The following is a 21,245-nucleotide window of genomic DNA, read 5'->3' as shown; positions in this document are numbered from 1 at the left end:
TTCAATTCGCGCGATCGGCGCCTTGCGAAGGCGGGCCGGCGTCCCCCCTTATGGCGCAAAGGCCGGCAAGGATGCCGGGACGATCGACACAGCCGGGGGAACGAGCCTTGATCAGTGCACGCATGACGACGGGTGCCGCGCTCGCGGCCCTTCTGGCCGCCGCGGGGTGCTCGAGCTCGGGGACCTCGCAGATGTCGCGGGCCATTCCCGCCCTGCCGGCCGCGCCCGCCGGGCAGGTGACGGCGAACCAGCTGCCGCCCCCGCCCCCGCCGCCGCCGCCGGCCCCCGCGACCGAGACGGCGAGCCTGACGCCCACCCCGCCGCTCGGCGAGACGCCGGCCGCCGCGCCCGCCTCCACCGAGCCGCTCTCGCGCAACTCCGTGCTCGGCGCCTACAAGGTGACGACGACGGGCGGCAACTGCCAGATCATCCTCTCGCTCACCAAGTGGACCGGCGGCTACCGCGCCGCCTCGCGCGGCTGCCCCGGCAACGTCGCCGACGTGACCGCCTGGGACGTCTCGGGCAGCCAGGTCGTGCTGAAGGATTCGGGCGGCGGGCAGGTGGCGAGCCTCTCCTCCTCCGGCGGCTCGCGCTACGAGGGCCAGACGACCGGCGGGCAGACGATCAGCCTCTACCGCTGAACCGCCGTCGCAGGAGCCCGGGCGCGCGCAGGCGCGTCCGGCCGAAGGGCGCCGCGGCGCCGGGCCCCCGCGGACCGCGCCGGGGCGAAGACGAGTCCGATCCCCATGTCGCCCGACCCCAAACGACCCGGCGGCCCGCGCCCCGGCCCGGTGCGCGCCGCGCTGGAGCGGCTGATCGCCTCGGGCGAGATCGAGCCGGACGCGGCCCAGCGCGCGCTCGCCGAGCGCTTCGACGCGCTCGACCAGCGCCTCTCCACCGAGAGCGTCGCCTCCAAGGGCTCGGCGCTCGGCTGGCTGTTCGGCGCGCGGCGCCGCCCCGAGCCGCTGAAGGGCCTCTACATCCATGGCGAGGTCGGCCGCGGCAAGACCATGCTGATGGACCTGTTCTTCCGCGCCTCCTCCGTCGCGGCCAAGCGGCGCGTGCATTTCAACGCCTTCATGGGCGACGTGCACGAGCGCATCGGCGCCTATCGAAGGGCCCAGCGCGAGGGCGAGGGGGGCGATCCGATCGGCCCCGTGGCCCGGGCGATCGCGGGGCAGGCGCGTCTCCTGTGCTTCGACGAGTTCTCGGTGACGGACGTGACGGACGCGATGATCCTGTCGCGCCTCTTCACGGCGCTCTTCGAGGAGGGCGTCGTCCTCGTCGCCACGTCCAACGTCGCGCCGCGCGATCTCTATCGCGACGGTCTGAACCGCGGCCTCTTCCTGCCCTTCGTGGAAACGCTCGAGGCCCATGTCGAGGTGGTGCGGCTCGACGGCGCGCAGGACTGGCGGCTGATCGGCCTGTCGGAGGACAATATCTACGTGACGCCGCTGGACGAGGCGGCGCGGGCCCGCATCGACGCCGTCTGGCGCTCGCTCCTCGACGGCACCAAGGAGGCGCCCGCCGCCCTCTCGATCAAGGGCCGCACCCTCTCCGTCCCGCGCGCGGGCAACGGCGCGGCGCGCTTCACCCATGCCGAGCTCCTGCAGCGCCCGCTCGGCGCGCAGGACTATCTCGCCCTCGCCAGGCGCTTCCACACGCTGGTGCTGGAGGGCGTGCCGGTGATGGCCGAGGCCGAGCGCAACGAGGCCAAGCGCCTCATCGCCCTCGTCGACAGCCTCTACGACGCCGGCCGCCGGCTGGTGATCTCGGCGGACGCCCCGGCGGACGCCCTCTATCGCGGCCGCTCGGGGACGGAGACCTTCGAGTTCCAGCGCACGGTGTCGCGGCTGACGCAGATGCGGACGCGGGAGTATCTCGACGCGGTGGTGTGAGGGCGGAGACGGTGACGGCGGCGGGTGATGAGCGGTCCGTCCGCGTCAGCGTTGCAACGAGCGCAAGCTGCCATGCGGGAGCCGTGAGTTGCCTCGCGAGCCACCCGCCCCACGCGTCCGACTGAATGTCGACCGGCAATCACGATCGAATTCAAACGGCAATCCCATAGGGGGCGTGGCCTGGACCCGTGCGTTCGAGAGCATCGAGTCGGTCGGGATCACGCGCTGAGCCGAAGGAGAACAGGAGCATTGACCGCTCGCAAGTGAAGTTGTACCGATCGGTAAAGCAGATCGCGAGAAGGATATCCGATGTCGAGACCACCGCTTCCTCCCTTCACCCAGGAGACCGCGACCGAGAAGGTTCGCCTCGCCGAAGACGGCTGGAACACCCGTGACGCAGCCAAGGTCGCAACCGCCTACACGCTCGACACGCGCTGGCGGAACCGAGTGGAATTCGCGACCAATCGGGAGGAGGCGCAGGCTTTCCTGACCCGCAAGTGGAACCGGGAACACGAATACCGGCTGATCAAGGAACTCTGGGCCTTCACCGGCAACCGCATTGCGGTGCGCTATGCCTACGAGTATCGCGACGACGGGGGACAGTGGTTTCGTGCCTATGGGAACGAGAACTGGGAGTTCGTCGAGGACGGGTTGATGAAGAACCGCCACGCGAGCATCAACGAGATGCCGATCACCGAGACGGAGCGGAAGTTCCGCTGGCCGCTCGGGCGTCGTCCGGACGACCATCCGTCCCTGAGCGAACTCGGCCTTTGAGTTCGAAGCGCGTCCTGACCGATCGCGGCAGCGCCGTCCCGGCTCTGGCTGAGGCGTTTCGCGAACACGGTTTCGAGGGCGCGAGCCTGACCGTCTTGTCGAAGGCGACGGGGCTCGGGAAGGGCAGCCTCTACAACTTCTTTCCCGGCGGGAAGGAGGAAATGATGGAGGCGGTCCTGACCGACATCGACACCTGGTTCGAGACGGCGATCTTCTCGCCGCTTGAGCGGGCGACGGATCCCGCTGCGGCCGTTACGTCGATGATCGAAGAAGTGACGGCCTATTTTCGGTCGGGCAGGAGGGTGTGCCTCGTCGGCTGCATCGGCTTGAACGCCTCCGGTGCGGCATTCGCCGACCGGATCCGACGCTACTTCGCACGGTGGATCGCCGCGCTAGCCGATTGCCTCAGAGCCGGGGGCGTTACCGATCCAGTGGCCGCGCAGCTCGCGGAAGAGGCCGTCTCCGGCATACAGGGTGCGATCGTCTTGGCACGGGCGCTCGGGGATGAAGCGGCGTTTCTGCGGATCGTTCAACGCCAGCAATCGATCCTGATCGGCGGAATGATCGCTCGAGGCTAAAGCCAACGACCGAAGCCATCCAAACGACCGTTCCGATAGCGATAGATAGGGACCCTCCGCTGGCCGCATGGCTGCGGTCCACGGCCGGCAGCTCCCGCTCCGAGGTCCTGTCGGTTTCACAGCGGCGTCCCGCCCGCTTGCCCCGGCCGGGGCGGGCCTTTTTCCGGCGGCATTGGCAATTTTCCCGGCCACACCGCGGCACCGCGCCTCCGCCTTGATCGCAATGCAAAAACGCTCTTCCGTTTACGTAAGCGCCGAGTGGTCTAAACGGTTGAAACTGCTGCGTCGCGGCTTTCGGACAGGCGGGAGCGGTTGCAATGGCGGGGCTTGCGTCATATCCCCTTCGTCTCGAAGGCGCAGGACGGCCGGCGGCAGCCGGCCGGCGGGCGCGGGCAACCGTCACGGGGTTCCTCTTCCGAAGCGAAGCGGGCGCGGGGCGGCGCATCGGACAGAACGCAACGTTCAGGGGACGTGAAGGACATCATGGCGCGCAGCAAGATCGCACTCATCGGGTCTGGCATGATCGGCGGCACCCTCGCCCATCTGGCTTCCCTCAAGGAACTGGGCGACATCGTCCTCTTCGACATCGCCGAGGGAACCCCGCAGGGCAAGGCGCTGGACATCGCGCAGTCCGGCCCCGTCGAGGGCTTCGACGCCCATCTCTCCGGCGCCAACGACTATGCCGGCATCGAGGGCGCGGACGTCTGCATCGTCACCGCCGGCGTGCCGCGCAAGCCCGGCATGAGCCGCGACGATCTGCTCGGCATCAACCTGAAGGTCATGGAGCAGGTGGGCGCGGGCATCGCGAAGTACGCGCCGAACGCCTTCGTCATCTGCATCACCAACCCGCTCGACGCGATGGTCTGGGCGCTGCAGAAGTTCTCCGGCCTTCCGAAGGAGAAGGTGGTCGGCATGGCCGGCGTTCTGGACAGTTCGCGCTTCCGCCATTTCCTCGCCACCGAGTTCAAGGTCTCCGTCGAGGACGTGACGGCCTTCGTGCTGGGCGGCCATGGCGACACGATGGTGCCGCTGACGCGCTATTCGACGGTCGCCGGCATTCCCCTGACCGACCTCGTGAAGATGGGCTGGGTCTCGGCCGAGCGCCTGGAGGAGATCGTCCAGCGCACCCGCGACGGCGGCGCCGAGATCGTCGGCCTCCTCAAGACCGGCTCGGCCTATTACGCGCCGGCCGCCTCCGCCATCGAGATGGCCGAGAGCTACCTGAAGGACAAGAAGCGCGTGCTGCCCTGCGCCGCCGCGCTGAAGGGCGAATACGGCCAGAGCGACCTCTATGTCGGCGTGCCCTGCGTGATCGGCGCCCACGGCGTGGAGCGGGTGATCGAGATCGAGCTCGACGCCGACGAGAAGGCGGCCTTCGAGAAGTCCGTCGGCTCGGTGCGCGGGCTCATGGACGCCTGCACCGGCATCGCCCCCAACCTCAAGTGATTTCACGGCAGCCGGGAGCGATCCCGGCTTCCTCTCCCTCTCCCGGCGCCGCGAAGAGTTTGACATGAACATCCACGAATATCAGGCCAAGCAGGTCCTCAAGTCCTACGGCGCCCCGGTCGCCGAAGGCGTCGCCATCACCGAGGCCTCCCAGGCCGAGGCCGCGGCCCGGCAGCTGCCCGGCCCGCTCTACGTGGTAAAGAGCCAGATCCATGCCGGCGGGCGCGGCAAGGGCAAGTTCCGGGAGCTCGGGCCCGACGCCAAGGGCGGCGTGCGCCTCGCCAAGTCCGTGGAGGAGGCCGTCTCCCACGCGAAGGAGATGCTCGGCAACACGCTCGTCACCGCCCAGACGGGCGAGGCCGGCAAGCAGGTGAACCGCCTCTATATCGAGGACGGCGCCGACATCGACCGCGAGCTCTATCTCTCGCTCCTCGTCGACCGCTCGGTCGGCAAGGTCGCCTTCGTCGTCTCGACGGAAGGCGGCATGGACATCGAGGCCGTGGCCCACGACACGCCCGAGAAGATCCACACGATCGCCATCGACCCGGAGACGGGCGTGACGCAGGCCGACGCGGAGAAGATCTGTCAGGCCTACGGGCTCTCGGGCACGGCGCGCGAGGACGGGCTCAAGCTCTTCCCGATCCTCTACAAGGCCTTCTCCGAGAAGGACATGAGCCTCCTGGAGGTGAACCCGCTGATCGTCATGACGGACGGGCATCTGCGCGTCCTCGACGCCAAGTGCTCCTTCGACGGCAACGCGCTGTTCCGCCACGACGACATGAAGGCGCTGCGCGACGAGACCGAGGAAGACGCCAAGGAGATCGAGGCCTCCAAGTGGGACCTCGCCTATGTCGCGCTCGACGGGAATATCGGCTGCATGGTCAACGGCGCGGGTCTCGCCATGGCGACGATGGACATCATCAAGCTCTACGGCAAGGAGCCGGCGAACTTCTGCGACGTCGGCGGCGGCGCCTCCAAGGAAAAGGTCGCGGCGGCCTTCAAGATCATCACCGCCGACCCGAAGGTGCAGGGCATCCTCGTCAACATCTTCGGCGGCATCATGAAATGCGACGTCATCGCCGAGGGCGTCGTCGCCGCGGTGAAGGAGGTCGGCCTCAAGGTTCCGCTGGTCGTGCGCCTGGAAGGCACCAATGTCGACGCCGGCAAGCGCATCCTCAACGAGAGCGGCCTCGCCATCACGGCGGCGGACGACCTCGACGACGCCGCCAAGAAGATCGTCGCGGCGATCGGTTGATCGGGCACACATGATCGCACATATTTTGGCTGTGTGATCATGTGGAGGCGGGGTCCATGAAGAACGTCACGCTGGCGATCGACGAAGAGCTGCTGGGCAAGGCCCGGGCGCTCGCCGAGAGGCGCAAGACCTCGCTCAACGCGATGGTCCGCGCGCTTCTCGCGCACGAAGTGGAGCAGGAGGACCGCATCGCCTGGGCGCGGTCGGGCCTCCGGCGACTTCTCGACGAATCGACGCTCGACATGGGCCCGGATTGGCGCTGGAACCGGCAGGACGCTTATGCGGAGCGAGAGGATCGACTGCTTCCTCGACACGAACGTCCTGATCTACGCGGCGCAGGTGAGAGCGAGAGATGAGCGTCGCACCGACATCGCCCGCGAACTCGTGCTCGCCTCCGTCTTCGGCCTGTCCACGCAGAGCCTCGCCGAGTTCTACTCGCTCGCCACCCATACGGCGCGCACGCGCCTTCGGCGGGACGACACCGACCGCTGGATCGGCTTCCTGTCGTCCTTCCCGCTGGTGTCGGTCGATATCGGCATCGTCGCGCGGGGGATCGAGCTCTCCCGCCGCTACGGCATCCGCTATTACGACGCGGCGCTTCTCGCCGCGGCCGAGCGCCTCGGCGCCCCCGTTTTCTACTCCGAAGACCTCAACAACGGGCAGAGCTACGGCTCGGTCCGCGTCGTCAACCCGTTTCTCTAAGGTCCCCGGACCGCACGGAGCCCGATAAGACTCTCATGTCCATTCTCGTCGACAAGAACACCAAGGTCCTCGTCCAGGGCCTGACCGGCAAGACCGGCACCTTCCACACCGAGCAGGCGCTCGCCTATCACGGCACGCAGATGGTCGGCGGCATCCACCCCAAGAAGGGCGGCGAAACCTGGACGGGATCGAAGGGCGAGAGCCTGCCGATCTTCGCCACCGTCGCCGAGGCCAAGGAGCGCACGGGCGCCAACGCCTCCGTGATCTACGTGCCGCCGGCGGGCGCGGCCGACGCCATCATCGAGGCGATCGAGGCGGAGATCCCGTTCATCGTCTGCATCACCGAGGGCATCCCGGTGATGGACATGGTCAAGGTCAAGGCCCGTCTCGACAAGTCGAGCTCGCGGCTCCTCGGCCCCAACTGCCCGGGCGTGCTGACGCCGGAAGAGTGCAAGATCGGCATCATGCCGGGCTCGATCTTCAAGAAGGGCAATGTCGGGATCGTCTCGCGCTCGGGAACGCTGACCTACGAGGCGGTCTTCCAGACCACCAACGAGGGTCTCGGCCAGACGACGGCGGTCGGCATCGGCGGCGACCCGGTCAAGGGCACCGAGTTCATCGACATGCTCGAACTGTTCCTCGCCGACGAGGCGACGCAGTCGATCATCATGATCGGCGAGATCGGCGGCTCGGCCGAGGAGGACGCGGCGCAGTTCCTGATCGACGAGGCCCGGAAGGGCCGCAAGAAGCCCATGGTCGGCTTCATCGCCGGCCGCACCGCGCCCAAGGGCCGCACGATGGGCCATGCGGGCGCCGTCGTCTCCGGCGGCAAGGGCGACGCGGAATCGAAGATCGCGGCGATGGAGGCCGCGGGCATCCGCGTCTCGCCCTCGCCCGCGCAGCTCGGCAAGACGCTCGTCGAGGTTCTGAAGGGCTGACCGGCCCTCGCCGGAGAGCGGATCGGGCGAGACGGGCGGCGGGCTGCCCTTCTTCGGCCCGATCGCAGTGAAACAGAAGGTGCGCCCGCTCCAGAGCGGGCCGCCAGCCTCGCGCAGCGTAAGGCTTGTAGCGCGGGGCGACAGAAGACGACGTGTTCGAGTGAACGGTACGGCGCCAGACGCGCCCTGCCTCCTGAAGAAGCTCCAGAGGAGACGGCGTCCCGAACGGATGCCGCGACGAAAAAAATGTCACGCAATCCGGCGAACGAGACCTTCGCGCTCACCTCCTTCCTCTACGGCGGCAATGCCGACTACATCGAGAGCCTGCAGGCTCGCTACGAGACGGACCCCGCCTCCGTCCCCGGCGAGTGGGCCGACTTCTTCGGCGCCCTGCAGGAGGAATCCTCCGAGGTGAAGAAGAATGCCGAGGGTCCCTCCTGGGAGCGCTCGAACTGGCCGATCGCGGCCAATGGCGAGCTCGTCTCGGCCCTCGACGGCAACTGGGGCCCGGTCGAGAAGCGCATCGACGCCAAGGTGAAGGACGAGGCGCAGAAGGCCGGCGTGCCGCTGGACGCGGCCGCCGTGCGCCAGGCCACGCAGGATTCGGTGCGCGCGCTGATGCTGATCCGCGCCTATCGCGCCCGCGGCCATCTGCACGCCAAGCTCGACCCGCTCGGCATCGCCAAGCCCGCCGACGACGACTACAACGAGCTCTCGCCCGCCGCCTACGGCTTCACCGAGGCCGATCTCGACCGCAAGATCTTCATCGACAATGTGCTGGGCATGCAGTTCGCGTCCGTGCGCGAGATGGTCGACATCCTCGAGCGCACCTATTGCTCGACGATCGGCGTCGAGTTCACCCACATCTCCAATCCCGAGGAGAAGGCCTGGCTGCAGGCCCGCATCGAGGGGCCGGACAAGGGCGTCGCCTTCACGCCGGAGGGCAAGCGCGCCATCCTCAACAAGCTGATCGAGGCCGAGGGCTTCGAGAAGTTCCTCGACGTCAAGTACAAGGGCACCAAGCGCTTCGGCCTCGACGGCGGCGAGTCGCTCATTCCCGCGCTCGAGCAGATCATCAAGCGCGGCGGCCAGATGGGCCTGAAGGAGATCGTGCTCGGCATGGCCCATCGCGGCCGCCTGAACGTCCTCTCTCAGGTGATGGGCAAGCCGCACCGGGCGATCTTCCACGAATTCTCGGGCGGCTCCTACAAGCCCGAGGACGTGGAGGGCTCGGGCGACGTGAAGTACCATCTGGGCGCCTCGTCCGACCGCGAGTTCGACCAGAACAAGGTGCATCTGTCGCTGACGGCGAACCCCTCGCATCTGGAGATCGTCAACCCGGTCGTCCTCGGCAAGGCGCGCGCCAAGCAGGACCAACTGATGGGCCGCACGCGCACCGAGATCGTGCCGCAGGACGTGCGCAAGAACGTGCTGCCGCTGCTGATCCACGGCGACGCGGCCTTCGCCGGCCAGGGCGTCGTGGCCGAGTGCTTCGGCCTTTCCGGCCTGCGCGGCCACCGCGTGGCGGGCTCGATCCACTTCATCATCAACAACCAGATCGGCTTCACCACCAATCCGCGCTTCTCGCGCTCCTCGCCCTATCCGTCCGACGTCGCCAAGATCGTCGAGGCGCCGATCTTCCACGTCAACGGCGACGACCCCGAGGCGGTGGTCTACGCGGCCAAGGTCGCGACCGAGTTCCGGATGAAGTTCCACAAGCCGGTGGTCGTGGACATGTTCTGCTACCGCCGCTTCGGCCATAACGAGGGCGACGAGCCGGGCTTCACCCAGCCCCAGATGTACAAGACGATCCGCCAGCATCGCACGACGCTGGAGCTCTATTCGGAGAAGCTCGTCTCGGAAGGCGTGGTCTCGGCCGAGGAGGTCGAGCAGCGCCGCGCCGAATGGCGCAAGAATCTCGAGGAGGAGTTCGAGGCGGGCCAGGCCTACAAGCCCAACAAGGCCGACTGGCTGGACGGCGCCTGGTCGGGCCTGCGCCGGGCCGAGGAGGAGGACGAGCCGCGCCGCGGCGTGACGGGCGTTCCGATCAAGACGCTGAAGGAGATCGGCACCAAGCTGTGCGACGTGCCCGAGGGCTTCACCGTCCACAAGACGATCCAGCGCTTCCTCGACAACCGCCTGAAGGCGATCGACACGGGCGAGAACATCGACTGGGCGACGGGCGAGGCGCTGGCCTTCGGCACGCTGCTCCTCGACGGCCATCCCGTGCGCCTCTCGGGCCAGGATTCGGAGCGCGGCACGTTCAGCCAGCGCCATTCGGTGCTCTACGACCAGAACGACGAGACGCGCCACGTGCCGCTCTCGCATCTGTCGAAGGGGCAGGCGGCCTACGAGGTCATCAACTCGATGCTCTCGGAAGAGGCCGTGCTCGGCTTCGAATACGGCTACTCGCTCTCCGAGCCGAACGCGCTGACGCTGTGGGAAGCCCAGTTCGGCGACTTCGTGAACGGCGCGCAGGTGGTGATCGACCAGTTCATCTCGTCGGGCGAGCGCAAGTGGCTGCGCATGTCGGGCCTCGTGATGCTCCTGCCGCACGGCTACGAGGGCCAGGGCCCGGAGCATTCCTCGGCGCGCCTGGAACGCTTCCTGCAGATGTGCGCGGAGGACAACATGCAGGTGGCCAACGTCACCACGCCCTCCAACTACTTCCACATCCTGCGCCGGCAGATGAAGCGCGACTTCCGCAAGCCGCTGATCCTGATGACGCCGAAGTCGCTGCTGCGCCACAAGCGGGCGGTGTCGCAGCTCTCCGAGCTGGCCGGCGAGACGAGCTTCCATCGCCTTCTCTGGGACGATGCGGAGCGCCAGAAGGACAGCGTCATCAAGCTGCAGCGCGACGAGAAGATCCGCCGCGTGGTGATGTGCTCGGGCAAGGTCTATTACGATCTCTACGAGGAGCGCGAGAAGCGCGGCATCGACGACGTCTATCTCCTGCGTCTCGAGCAGCTCTATCCGTTCCCGGCCAAGGCGCTCATCAACGAGTTGTCGCGCTTCAAGCAGGCCGAGATGGTGTGGTGCCAGGAGGAGCCCAAGAACATGGGCGCCTGGGCCTTCATCGACCCGTATCTGGAATGGGTGCTGGAGCATATCGGCGCCACCAAGACGCGGGTGCGCTATACCGGGCGCCAGGCCGCGGCCTCGCCGGCGGCCGGCACGATGTCCAAGCACCTGTCGCAGCTTTCCGCCTTCCTCCAGGATGCGCTGGGCTGACACGCCGCCAGCGCCCCCCGAGACCGACCGACCGTTCAAAGAGAAGCCGTTCATGACCACCGAGATCAAAGTCCCGACGCTGGGCGAATCCGTCACCGAAGCCACGATCGGCCAATGGTTCAAGAAGGCTGGCGACCGCGTCGAGGCCGACGAGACCATCGCCGAGCTCGAGACCGACAAGGTCACCGTCGAGGTGCCGGCGCCCGCCGCCGGCATCCTCGAGGCGATCGTGGTGGAGGCCGGCGAGACGGTCGGCGTCGGCGCGGTGATCGGCCAGATCGGCGAAGGCTCGGGGGCCTCCGGCGGCACGGTGGCGGCGACCGAGAAGCCGAAGAGCGAGCCCGCCAAGGCCGAGAGCGCCGGCGAGGGCAAGGCCGATTACGGCGGCGGCGGCGCGGCGAGTCCGCAAGGCTCGGCGCCGGCGCCCAAGGGCAATGGCGGCGAGATGCCGGCCGCGCCCTCGGCCAAGAAGATGATGGACGAGAAGGGCCTTGCCGCCGGCGACGTCGATGGCTCGGGCCGGCGCGGGCAGGTGCTGAAGTCGGACGTGCTCGAGGCGATCGCCCGCGGCGCGCCCTCCTCGGCCTCCGAGAAGCCCGCCGCCGTCCCCGTCGCGGCCCGCGCGCCCGTCTCGCAGGCCGAGGAGGCCCGCGAGGAGCGCGTGAAGATGACGCGCCTGCGCCTCACCATCGCCAAGCGCCTGAAGGACGCGCAGAACACGGCCGCCATGCTCACCACCTTCAACGAGGTGGACATGACGGCGGTGATGCAGCTGCGCGCCCGCTACAAGGACCTCTTCGAGAAGAAGCACAAGGTGAAGCTCGGCTTCATGGGCTTCTTCACCAAGGCGGTGACGCATGCCCTGAAGGAGATCCCGGCGGTGAACGCCGAGATCGACGGCAACGACCTCATCTACAAGAACTACGCCCATGTCGGCGTGGCGGTGGGCACCGACAAGGGCCTCGTCGTGCCCGTGGTGCGCGACGCCGACAAGATGGGCATCGCCGAGATCGAGAAGGAGATCGGCCGGCTCGGGCTCCTCGCCCGCGACGGCAAGCTCGGCGTCTCGGACATGCAGGGCGGCACGTTCACCATCTCGAACGGCGGCGTCTACGGCTCTCTGATGTCGACGCCGATCCTCAACGCGCCGCAGTCGGGCATTCTGGGCATGCACAAGATCCAGGAGCGCCCCGTCGCCATCGCCGGCAAGGTGGAGATCCGTCCGATGATGTATCTGGCGCTCTCTTACGACCACCGCATCGTGGACGGGAAGGAGGCCGTGACCTTCCTCGTGCGCATCAAGGACTCGCTGGAGGATCCCGAGCGCCTGGTGCTCGACCTCTAAGGACCCACGCCGTGCCGACGATCGCGATCGTCGACGGCATCCGGATCGTGATCTTCTTCAACGATCACGATCCGCCTCACTTCCACGGCTTTCTGGCCGAGCATAGGATGAGGATCGACATCGCCGCCGTCCGCAGCATGGATGGCGGCGGCACGAGCGCTGCGGAACGCAAGCTGCTCGCCTGGACGCAGGAGCATCGCGAGACGCTTCTGGCCGCCTGGTCCGACGCCCAGGCCGGCCGGACGCCGAGGAGGATCAGGTGAACGCGATCAAGGTGGATCAGGCCATCGCACTCGATGGGCACCGGCTGCAGGTTCGCTGGAGCGACGGTCTGGAGGGCGTGGCCGACTTCGGCGCGATCCTGGCGAAACCGCCCTATTGCCAGCTGACGGCCGAGAGCTTCGCGGATGTACGGATCGAGCCCTATGGTCATACGATCTACTGGCTTGCGCCGGACGGAAGCGAAATCGACGTCTGTCCGGACGTGCTGCGCGCAATGGTCGATCCGGACGCGGCCGAGCGCATCGCCGCCGAGGAGCGGCGCTGGCACGAGACGCAGGCAGCGGCCGAGTGACGGGATCCTCGACGGCCCTTGCCTTCGCGGCGATCCGGCGGGACGGATCGGGTCGTCGGCCGACACCGGCCCCTGGCTCCGCCTCGCGCCATTCCCTCTCGACGGCCCCCGCCCGGATCGGGCGGATGGCCGGCCTCGTTCCCATCGGCCTCGCGCCGGACCCTGCCACGGAGTGCCTGCATGGATGACCGGGTGATGCTCGTGACCGGCGGATCGCGCGGCATCGGGGCGGCGACGGCCCTGATGGGCGCCAGGGCCGGATACCGCGTGGTGGTGAACTACGCGGCCAACGAAGCGGCCGCCGCCCGCGTCGTCTCGGCGATCGAGGCCGGGGGCGGGGCGGCGATCGCGCTGCGCGGCGATGTCGGCTCGGAGGCCGAGATCCTGGCGCTGTTCGAAGCGAGCGACCGGTTCGGACGCTTGAGCGTCCTCGTCAACAATGCCGGCGTCGTGGACCGGCCGGGCAAGCTCGTCGACTTCTCCACCGAGCGGCTCGAGCGCATGTGGCGCATCAACGTCACCGGCTCGTTCCTGTGCGCCCGCGAGGCGGTGAAGCGCCTGTCGACGGCGCGCGGCGGGCGGGGCGGCACGATCGTCAACGTCTCCTCCGTCGCCGCCAAGCTCGGGGCGCCGGCGCAATATGTCGACTACGCCGCCTCCAAGGGCGCGATCGACACGCTCACCGTCGGCCTCGCCAAGGAAGTGATGGACGAGGGCATCCGCGTCTGCGCCGTGCGGCCGGGCGTGATCGACACGGACATCCACGCTTCCGGCGGCCAGCCGACGCGGGCCTTCGACATGGCGCCGAGCCTGCCGATGAAGCGGCCGGGCACGGCCGAGGAGGTCGCCGCCGCGATCCTCTGGCTCGCCTCGGACGCGGCGAGCTATTCCGCCGGCGCGATCCTCGACGTCTCCGGCGGCCGGTCGATCTGGCCGTGAGCGTCCGGGCGGCCTTCGGCGCCGGGCGCGCGGCCCGTCCGCACGCTGCGGATCGTCGAGGCGCGGCTCTCGCCGCTCGGGACGGCCTTCGGCGCGGCGAGGCCCGCCGGGTTCGAAACGCCGAAACGGGACGGCCCGCCGGCATTCCGGCTCCCCAGATCCAAGGCCAGACGCCATGACCGACATGCCGCTCTCCACCGAACTCGTGCTCCTCGGCTGGTCCGTGGTGCTGCTCCTCGTGCATGTGGCGCTGCAGGGGCAGCTCGGCACGCTCGACCGGGGCGCCGGCTGGAACGCCGGGCCGCGCGACGGGGCGCCCAAGCCCCTCGGCCCCTATGCCGGCCGCGCCGAGCGCGCCTCGGCCAATTTCCGCGAGACCTATCCCGCCTTCGTGGCGCTGGCGCTCGGCCTTGCCGTGACCGGGCGCACGGGCGAGCTCGGGGAATGGGGCGCCCTGCTTTGGTTCGCCGCGCGCATCGCCTATATCCCGCTCTACCTCCTCGGCGTGCCGGTGGTGCGCAGCCTCGTCTGGGGCCTGTCTCTCGCCGGGCTCCTGATGATGCTCCTGCGCTTCCTGTAGGCGCCGTCTTCGACCCTCTCCCAACTCCAGAACGAGACCTGTTTTCCCATGGCTGACACCTACGACCTCGTCGTGATCGGCTCCGGCCCCGGCGGTTATGTCGGCGCGATCAAGGCCGCCCAGCTCGGCCTGAAGGTCGCCGTCGTCGAGAAGCGCAAGACCTATGGCGGCACCTGCCTCAATGTCGGCTGCATCCCGTCGAAGGCGCTCCTGCACGCCTCCGAGATGTTCGCGGAGGCGCAGCATTCCTTCGCCGATCTCGGCATCGAGGTGGCGCCGAAGCTCGACCTCGCGAAGATGCTCGGCCACAAGGACAAGACGGTGAAGGCCAATGTCGACGGCGTCGCCTTCCTGTTCAAGAAGAACAAGATCGACGGCATCACCGGCACCGGCCGCATCAAGGCGGCGGGCGAGGTGGAGGTGACGGGCGAGGACGGCACCACGCGCAGCCTCGCCACCAAGGCCATCTGCATCGCCACGGGCTCGGCGGTCGCCGGCATTCCCGGCGTCTCCGTCGCCTTCGACGGGACGACCATCGTCTCCTCCGACGACGCGATCGCGCTCAAAACCGTGCCGCAGACGATGATCGTCGTCGGTGGCGGCGTCATCGGGCTGGAGCTCGGCTCGGTCTGGCACCGGCTGGGCGCCAAGGTGACGGTGGTGGAATATCTCGACAAGGTGCTGGGGCCGATGGACGGCGACGTCTCCGCCCAGTTCCAGAAGATGATGCTGAAGCAGGGGCTGGAGTTCCGCCTGGGCGCCAAGGTCACCGCCGTCGAGGCCGCGGACGGGGGCGCGCGCGTCACCTTCGAGCCGGTGAAGGGCGGGGCGGCCGAGACGCTGAGCGCCGACGTCGTGCTCGTGGCCACGGGCCGCAAGCCCTACACGGAGGGGCTCGGCCTCCAGGAGGCGGGCGTCGCGCTCGACGGGATGGGCCGCGTCGAGATCGACGCGCATTACGCCACCAACGTGCCGGGGATCTACGCCATCGGCGACGTGGTGAAGGGCCCGATGCTCGCCCACAAGGCCGAGGACGAGGGTATCGCGCTCGCCGAGATCCTGGCCGGCCAGGCCGGCCACGTGAACTACGGCGTCATCCCTTCCGTCGTCTACACCTCGCCCGAGGTCGCCTCGATCGGCAAGACGGAGGAGGAGCTGAAGAAGGAGGGCGTCGCCTATGCCGTCGGCAAGTTCCCCTTCACCGCCAATGGCCGCGCCCGCGCCATGCTGCACACGGACGGTTTCGTGAAGTTCCTGACCGACAAGGCGACCGACCGCGTGCTCGGCTGCCACATCGTCGGCTTCGGCGCCGGCGACATGATCCACGAGGCGGCCGTCCTCATGGAGTTCGGCGGCTCGGCCGAGGATCTCGCCCGCACCTGCCACGCCCATCCGACGCTCTCGGAAGCCGTGCGCGAGGCGGCCTTCGCGGCCTTCGCCAAGCCGATCCATATCTGAGGGGACGGCGCCGTCGTTCCTCCGCCGGACGTTGCGTCCGGCGGGCGCCAACGGTCGCGAGCGGCGGCGTCGCTTCCTCGTCCCACGTGAAACAGAAAAGGGCCGGCGACCCCGAAGGTCGCCGGCCCTTTTCGTATCCGTGCTTCGGCGATCAGCCGCGGGTTTCGGGCTTCGCGCCTTCCGCCGGAACCGGCAGGGCCGGGGGCGTGTCGGTGCCGGCGTCGGCGGTGACGATGGGCGTCATGGGCGCTTCGGCGGTCACGGAATTGCGCATGCATTCCGCCGAGGCGGGCAGGGCGGTGACGAGGAGGGCCGCGGCGGCGGCGAGGGCCGTGAGATGCGTCATGCCGGTCTCCTTGGGCTTCGGACGGGCAGGGGCCCGTCGCTTCGCGCGGCCTGACGGGAAGACGCCCGAGGCGGTTCGGGCAGGCCTTGCGGGACGGGCGGAGTGTGCGGGCAACGCGCCGGAGCGGCAAGCGGCGCGTCATCACGATCGGGTGGCCTGCGCGAGAGGCAGGTTGGAGACGGCGCGGGCAGGGGGCGGGCTGCGGGCGATGGCCCCGGCCGTTCCGGCGGGCCGGACGTCGCCCCGCGCGCCATCACGGCTTCCGCGTTTCAGTCGGCGCGGGAGACGGTCCAGCCGCGGGCGCGCAGCATTTCGACGAGGCCGTCGGGGCCCGGAAGGTGCAGCGCGCCGACCGCGACGAAGGCGCCGCCGGCCGAGAGAGCGGCCTGCATGCGCTCGGCCATGCGGGCGTTGCGGTCGGTGAGGATCGCCTTCTCGAAGGCGGAGGCGCCCTCGGCCGTGCCGAGCATCGCCGCGCCCGCCGGCAGGGCCTTTTCCAGCGCCGGCATGATCGTGCCGATCTCGCCCGCGCGCCAGAGCTCCACCATCGTCTCCATGAGGTCGGGCATGCGGTCGGCGTTCTCGACGCCGGCGACGAGGCTCTCCACCTGCAGGTCGAGCGGCAGCGAGGCGAGCGCCTGCAGCTGTTCGGCGGCGCTCTCCAGCCCCTCGACGGGCTTGCCCGCGGCGCTGGCGCGTTCGGCGAGCGTCAGGTCGAGGACGCCGAGACCCTCGGCCTTGCGCGCCGCCTCGCAGGGGGGCACCGAGACGGCGACGGAGACGAACCAGGGCTGCAGCGTCTCGATCGACTGGAAGGGAATGCCCTTCCGTGCAAGCGCCTCCTCCAGCAGGGCGCGCTGATCGGCGGAGACGAGGTCGCCGAGGCGGCGGCCGGCGGGCAGCGCGGTGAGCGCGGGATCGGCGAAGAAGGCGGCGGCGGCCTTCTTCTGGTCCATGATGTCGGTCGTCTCGATGACGAGGCGGCTCGCCTCGGCAAAGGCCGCCTCGGCCCCCGGCGGCAGGGCGAGGACGCGCGGGTCCGTGAGATGGATCGTGCCGAAGAGATGGGAGGGCGCAAGACCGGCGCGCTCGATGCGGAAGAACTTGCCGCGCCCGTTCGGCACGCGTGCGGCCTCGGCCGCCACCGCCGCGTAGCGCCCGTCGGCCTTCAGACCCTCGATTAGGCTGCGCCCCTCGCAGGACGAGGCGTCCTGCGCGCGCGCCGGGGCGAGCGTCGCGGCGCCGAGGAGCGCCAGGAGGAGGAGCGGCAGGGCGAGGGCGGCGGCGAGCGCCAGGGCGGCCAACCGGTCGATCGTTCGGGTCATCGCATCAGCTCCCGCGGGGCGGCCTTTCCAGCGCCCGCAGGCGCGAGACGTCTGTCGCGCCGGAGAGTAGACGCGCGAATGCGACCAAAGGCTGAATGCCGGGCCGCGAGCGCCGACATCCGGCGCGACGGCCGCGCCCCGGTTCCCGGACCGGCCTGCTGGCGAACCGATCCGCCGGGCCGGTCCATGCGAGTGCCGGACGAGGCTCGATCGTCGCGCGGCGCTGTCAGGCGCGCCGGCGGGCGCGGGGATGGGCGTCGTCATATTGGGTCAGGAGGCGCGCGGCGTCGACGGCGGTGTAGCCCTGCGTCGTCGACAGGCTGGCATGGCCGAGAAGGTCCTGGATGGTGCGCAGGTCTCCGCCCGCCGCCAGGAGATGGGTGGCGAAGGAATGGCGCAGCGCGTGGGGCGTCGCCGTCTCCGGCAGGCCGAGGGCGCCGCGCAGGGCTTGCATGCTGCGCTGGACGATCTGCGGCCGCAGCGGGCCGCCGCGCGCGCCGCGAAAGAGCGGCCCGTCCGCCCCCAGCGCATAGGGGCAGAGGCGGCGGTATTGCGAGACGGCGGCGTGGACGGCCGGCAGGAGCGGCACGAGCCGCGCCTTGCCGCCCTTGCCGGTGACGGCCATGGAGCGGGCCTGCGGATCGGCCAGCGCGTCGCCGGCAAGGTCCAGCGCCTCCGAGATGCGCAGGCCGCAGCCGTAGAGGAGCGTGAGGACGGCCGTGTCGCGGGCCGCGATCCAGGGCTCGAGCGCCAGCGCGCCGGCGTCCTCGGCGACGCTCAGCGCATCGGCGACGCTGAGCGGCCGGGGCAGCGACTTCGGCGCCTTGGGCGCGCGCATCGCCTTGGCCCCGGCGGAGGAGGCAAGGCCCTGGCGCTCGAGATGGCGCAGGAAGGACCGCAAACCGGCGAGCCCGCGCCCCAGCGTGCGCGCGCCCGCGCCCTCGCGCCGCCGCGCCGCCAGGAAGGCGCGCAGGTCCGTGGGCCTCAGATCGGCGAGATCCTCCATCGCGGCGGGCCGGGCGTGGTGGCGGGTGAGGAAGATCAGGAACTGGCGCAGGTCCCGCTCGTAGGCCTCCAGCGTGTTGGCGCTGGTGCGGCGCTCCTCGCGCAGCACGGTGAGCCAGGTCTCCTTGTGGCGCAGAAGCGCGGGCGTGGCGTGGACGAGGATCGGCTGGTTCATCGTTCGACCCCTTGCGACGCCGTCCGGCGGCGGGACGCCGGCCTGCGGCTGCGGGCAGCATGCTCCCGGCATGGTGAAGGCTTCGTTCGCGCGCGGGGGCGCCCGCGTCCTCGCCCTCCCGCGCCGCCGCACCATCTTCTGCCCGGAGGCGGCGGACAGGCCGCCCTGTAGCGACATATTGCGAAAGGACGATCCATCATGAAACGTCATGCGACCGCGATCTGGCACGGCGCCCTCGGCGACGGCAAGGGCACGCTCACCACGCAGTCCGGCGCGCTCTCGGACCACGGCTATTCCTTCAAGGCCCGGTTCGAGGACGAGAGCGGCAAGTCGGGCACCAACCCCGAAGAGCTGCTCGCGGCCGCCCATGCCGGCTGCTTCGCCATGCAGCTCTCGCATTTCCTGGCCGAGAACGGCACGCCCGCCGACGAGCTGAACGCCAAGGCCGTGGTGAACGTGGAGCAGGTGGAAGGCGGCTTCGAGGTGAAGGAGAGCGCCATCACGCTCACCGCCAAGGTGCCGGGCATCGAGCCCGCCAAGTTCACCGAGCTCGCCGAGAAGGCCAAGGCCGGTTGCCCGATCTCCAAGGCGCTCGGCGCCATCAAGGTCAGCCTCGACGCGAAGCTGGCCTGAGGAACGACCGGCGGGCGGTCCGAAAGGGCCGCCCGCCAGCCCCTCTCCTTCGACGGGGCGGAGCGTGCGGAGAGCCGGCGGCGCCGATGCGGCGCCGAGATCCGATGCGGTCCGTCGCCCGTGGCTCAGCCCTTCGGGCGCTTGCGCCCGTAGAGCTCCAGCCGGTGGAAGACGATCTCGTAGCCGAGCCGCTCGGCGATCTCGTCCTGCAGCGCCTCGATCCGCTCGGAGCGGAACTCCACGACCTCGCCGCTGTCGAGGTCGATCAGGTGGTCGTGATGGGCCCCGTCCGCCTGCTCGAAGCGCGCGGGGCCGCCCTCGAAGACGTGGCGCTGGATCGTGCCCTTCTCCTGCAGGAGCTTCATCGTGCGGTAGACGGTGGAGAGCGAGATGGAGGGATCGCGCTCGGCCGCCCGCCGGAAGATCTCCAGCGCGTCGGGATGGCCGGTGCCGACCTCCGAGAGGATGGTGAGGATGATCCGCCGCGGCCGCGTGATCCGCACGCCCTGTTCGCGCAGCAGCGTCTCGTAGCCGGCCAGGATCGCAGCGGGTGCCTTCTTCTCGGTCATGCCGTCCAACGCTCGCAAGCCCGGGCCGCGCCCGATCGCCGCCGCCGTTTTCCCTTGCGCCCTGTCATGTCAGAATTTTCCGCGGAGACAACCATGTGCCGACGCCTGCCGGGCGCCGTCCTGCTCATCGGTGGTGCGGAAGACGGCGAGACCTGCGCGATCGCGGCGCTCGCCCGCAGTCGCTTTGCCACCACGGTGGCAATCGGGCGGCGGGTGATCCGCGCCTTCTCGCCCATCGGGGCGCCGGCCCTGCCCTGGGGCGACCGCGCGCGCTTCGCCGAGGCGATGCTGCGGCCCGATCCGGAGACGCGGGACGCCGCCCCGCGCCTTGCGCCGCCGGGCTTCTCCGACGACGCCCTGCCCGGCATCGGCGGCGATCCCGCCCTCGAGGGGCCGGCGGTGCCGGACGGGCGAGGCGCGGGCCGGCGCGACCCTGCGGGGCGCACGGCCGGTTCGTTGTCCAGCCCGTCCCGTCCATCCGCCTTCTTCCTTCTTGCAAACGATTTGCATTTGCATTGACGAGGCGCGGCGCCCGATCTAGCTTCCGCCAAGAGGGCGTCCGCGGACGCCCGTTCCCTCACCAGCCCGACGCGGATATCCCGATGGAAGACCTTCTCAAGCCCGGCCTGTCCGCCGCCCCTCGCGACGACGGGTTCAAGGGGCCGCCGGGCGAGCCCTCGCTCGGCGAATCCTATCGCAGCGTGCCGATGCGGCGCGCCGGCTCGCGCACGCGGTTCCTCGCCTTCATCGGCCCGGGCTTCCTCGTCGCCGTCGGCTACATGGACCCCGGCAACTGGGCGACCTCGATCGCCGGGGGCTCGGAATTCGGCTACACGCTGCTCGCCGCCGTCGCGCTCTCCTCGCTGATGGCGATCCTCCTTCAGTCGCTCTGCGCGCGGCTGGCCGTCGCCACGGGCCGCGATCTCGCGCAGGCCTGCCGCGACGCCTATCCGCGGCCCGTCTCGCTCGTCCTCTGGGTGCTGGCGGAGCTCGCGATCATCGCGACCGATCTCGCCGAGGTCATCGGCACGGCCATCGCGCTGAACCTCCTGTTCGGCCTGCCGCTCGTCTGGGGCGTCGTCATCACCGCGCTCGACGTGTTCCTGATCCTCTACCTGCAGTCGCGCGGCTTCCGGCGGGTCGAGGCCTTCGTCGCCACGATGATCCTCGTCATCGCCCTCTGCTTCGTCGGCCAGCTCCTGCTCGCGCAGCCCTCGATCGCGGCGATCGTGGGGGGGCTGTTCCCCTCGCCGCAGATCGTGACGGACGAGCGCATGCTCTATCTCGCCCTCGGCATTCTCGGCGCCACGGTGATGCCGCACAACCTCTACCTGCACACGGGCATCGTGCAGACCCGGGCCTACGAGCGCGACGCGCGCGGCAAGGCGGAGGCCGTGCGCTTCTCCACGCTCGATTCGACCATGGCCCTGTGCTTCGCCTTCCTGGTGAACGCCTCGATCCTCATTCTCGCGGC

The 21,245-nt window shown here is 69.7% G+C and carries 23 protein-coding genes (1 of these 23 only partly in view); 19 read left to right on the top strand and 4 right to left on the bottom strand.

Features of this window, described 5'->3' with window-relative positions:
- Positions 1 to 107 precede the first annotated feature (107 nt).
- The 16 genes from ASG48_RS11005 (at position 108) to lpdA (ending at position 15,718) form a co-directional block, all read left to right on the top strand.
- Positions 108 to 641: a protease inhibitor Inh/omp19 family protein gene (locus ASG48_RS11005; RefSeq protein ID WP_162243924.1), complete on the top strand. Its 534-nt coding sequence runs from the start codon at positions 108 to 110 to the stop codon at positions 639 to 641.
- 105 nt (positions 642 to 746) lie between these two features.
- Complete coding sequence (gene zapE, locus ASG48_RS11000) at positions 747 to 1,898, top strand: cell division protein ZapE (protein WP_055849344.1); 1,152 nt, start codon at positions 747 to 749, stop codon at positions 1,896 to 1,898.
- Between the two features lie 309 nt (positions 1,899 to 2,207).
- Positions 2,208 to 2,672 (top strand): DUF1348 family protein, encoded by a 465-nt coding sequence (locus tag ASG48_RS10995; RefSeq protein ID WP_055849341.1) that lies wholly within the window; start codon positions 2,208 to 2,210, stop codon positions 2,670 to 2,672.
- Positions 2,669 to 3,250: a TetR/AcrR family transcriptional regulator gene (locus ASG48_RS10990; RefSeq protein WP_082529410.1), complete on the top strand. Its 582-nt coding sequence runs from the start codon at positions 2,669 to 2,671 to the stop codon at positions 3,248 to 3,250. The genes ASG48_RS10995 and ASG48_RS10990 overlap by 4 nt, the downstream gene beginning before the upstream one ends.
- 483 nt (positions 3,251 to 3,733) lie before the next feature.
- A complete protein-coding gene (gene mdh, locus ASG48_RS10985; RefSeq protein ID WP_055849337.1) occupies positions 3,734 to 4,696 on the top strand; it encodes a malate dehydrogenase in 963 nt (320 codons plus the stop codon).
- A 64-nt stretch (positions 4,697 to 4,760) separates the two neighbouring features.
- Positions 4,761 to 5,951 (top strand): ADP-forming succinate--CoA ligase subunit beta, encoded by a 1,191-nt coding sequence (gene sucC / locus ASG48_RS10980; RefSeq protein ID WP_055849334.1) that lies wholly within the window; start codon positions 4,761 to 4,763, stop codon positions 5,949 to 5,951.
- A 56-nt stretch (positions 5,952 to 6,007) separates the two neighbouring features.
- Complete coding sequence (locus ASG48_RS18300; protein WP_156381552.1) at positions 6,008 to 6,307, top strand: ribbon-helix-helix protein, CopG family; 300 nt, start codon at positions 6,008 to 6,010, stop codon at positions 6,305 to 6,307.
- Positions 6,231 to 6,653 (top strand): PIN domain-containing protein, encoded by a 423-nt coding sequence (locus ASG48_RS10975; protein ID WP_055849331.1) that lies wholly within the window; start codon positions 6,231 to 6,233, stop codon positions 6,651 to 6,653. The genes ASG48_RS18300 and ASG48_RS10975 overlap by 77 nt, the downstream gene beginning before the upstream one ends.
- A gap of 35 nt (positions 6,654 to 6,688) precedes the next feature.
- On the top strand, positions 6,689 to 7,591 hold the full coding sequence (gene sucD / locus ASG48_RS10970) for a succinate--CoA ligase subunit alpha (RefSeq protein ID WP_055849328.1): 903 nt from the start codon (positions 6,689 to 6,691) through the stop codon (positions 7,589 to 7,591).
- Between the two features lie 246 nt (positions 7,592 to 7,837).
- Positions 7,838 to 10,822: a 2-oxoglutarate dehydrogenase E1 component gene (locus tag ASG48_RS10965; protein WP_055849325.1), complete on the top strand. Its 2,985-nt coding sequence runs from the start codon at positions 7,838 to 7,840 to the stop codon at positions 10,820 to 10,822.
- A 52-nt stretch (positions 10,823 to 10,874) separates the two neighbouring features.
- Entirely contained in the window at positions 10,875 to 12,167 is a 1,293-nt protein-coding gene (gene odhB / locus ASG48_RS10960; protein WP_055849322.1) for a 2-oxoglutarate dehydrogenase complex dihydrolipoyllysine-residue succinyltransferase, read from the top strand.
- A gap of 11 nt (positions 12,168 to 12,178) precedes the next feature.
- Entirely contained in the window at positions 12,179 to 12,430 is a 252-nt protein-coding gene (locus ASG48_RS10955) for a DUF4160 domain-containing protein (protein ID WP_055849320.1), read from the top strand.
- Positions 12,427 to 12,741, top strand: a complete 315-nt coding sequence (locus ASG48_RS10950) for a DUF2442 domain-containing protein (RefSeq protein WP_055849318.1) — start codon at positions 12,427 to 12,429, stop codon at positions 12,739 to 12,741. Before ASG48_RS10955 ends, ASG48_RS10950 begins: the two co-directional genes overlap by 4 nt.
- A 180-nt stretch (positions 12,742 to 12,921) precedes the next feature.
- Positions 12,922 to 13,680 (top strand): SDR family oxidoreductase, encoded by a 759-nt coding sequence (locus ASG48_RS10945; protein ID WP_055849315.1) that lies wholly within the window; start codon positions 12,922 to 12,924, stop codon positions 13,678 to 13,680.
- Between the two features lie 175 nt (positions 13,681 to 13,855).
- Positions 13,856 to 14,260: an MAPEG family protein gene (locus ASG48_RS10935; protein ID WP_055849311.1), complete on the top strand. Its 405-nt coding sequence runs from the start codon at positions 13,856 to 13,858 to the stop codon at positions 14,258 to 14,260.
- A 48-nt stretch (positions 14,261 to 14,308) separates the two neighbouring features.
- Complete coding sequence (gene lpdA / locus ASG48_RS10930) at positions 14,309 to 15,718, top strand: dihydrolipoyl dehydrogenase (protein ID WP_055849308.1); 1,410 nt, start codon at positions 14,309 to 14,311, stop codon at positions 15,716 to 15,718.
- Positions 15,719 to 15,869: 151 nt separating this feature from the next.
- On the opposite strand, the gene ASG48_RS18295 is transcribed toward lpdA, so the two are convergent.
- The 3 genes from ASG48_RS18295 to ASG48_RS10915 form a co-directional block, all read right to left on the bottom strand.
- Entirely contained in the window at positions 15,870 to 16,064 is a 195-nt protein-coding gene (locus ASG48_RS18295) for a hypothetical protein (protein ID WP_055849306.1), read from the bottom strand.
- A 269-nt stretch (positions 16,065 to 16,333) separates the two neighbouring features.
- A complete protein-coding gene (locus tag ASG48_RS10920; protein ID WP_055849303.1) occupies positions 16,334 to 17,389 on the bottom strand; it encodes a TraB/GumN family protein in 1,056 nt (351 codons plus the stop codon).
- 226 nt (positions 17,390 to 17,615) lie between these two features.
- On the bottom strand, positions 17,616 to 18,569 hold the full coding sequence (locus tag ASG48_RS10915) for a tyrosine recombinase XerC (RefSeq protein ID WP_055849301.1): 954 nt from the start codon (positions 18,567 to 18,569) through the stop codon (positions 17,616 to 17,618).
- 198 nt (positions 18,570 to 18,767) lie between these two features.
- On the opposite strand from ASG48_RS10915, the gene ASG48_RS10910 reads away from it, so the two are divergent.
- On the top strand, positions 18,768 to 19,202 hold the full coding sequence (locus tag ASG48_RS10910) for an OsmC family protein (RefSeq protein ID WP_055849298.1): 435 nt from the start codon (positions 18,768 to 18,770) through the stop codon (positions 19,200 to 19,202).
- A 125-nt stretch (positions 19,203 to 19,327) separates the two neighbouring features.
- On the opposite strand, the gene ASG48_RS10905 is transcribed toward ASG48_RS10910, so the two are convergent.
- Entirely contained in the window at positions 19,328 to 19,771 is a 444-nt protein-coding gene (locus ASG48_RS10905) for a Fur family transcriptional regulator (RefSeq protein WP_055849759.1), read from the bottom strand.
- Between the two features lie 93 nt (positions 19,772 to 19,864).
- Between ASG48_RS10905 and ASG48_RS10900 the strand changes: the two genes are divergently transcribed.
- Complete coding sequence (locus tag ASG48_RS10900) at positions 19,865 to 20,290, top strand: hypothetical protein (RefSeq protein ID WP_055849295.1); 426 nt, start codon at positions 19,865 to 19,867, stop codon at positions 20,288 to 20,290.
- Between the two features lie 188 nt (positions 20,291 to 20,478).
- A protein-coding gene (locus ASG48_RS10895; RefSeq protein WP_348271132.1) for an Nramp family divalent metal transporter crosses the window boundary here: on the top strand, positions 20,479 to 21,245 show its 5' portion. The gene runs 487 nt beyond the window's last position; 767 of the gene's 1,254 nt are visible here — the first part of the coding sequence; it begins with the start codon at positions 20,479 to 20,481; its stop codon lies beyond the right edge, outside the window.

This window comes from Aurantimonas sp. Leaf443, from assembly GCF_001425575.1.
In the GTDB taxonomy this organism is placed as follows: domain Bacteria; phylum Pseudomonadota; class Alphaproteobacteria; order Rhizobiales; family Rhizobiaceae; genus Leaf443.
This window is presented reverse-complemented; position numbering and strand designations above follow the sequence as displayed.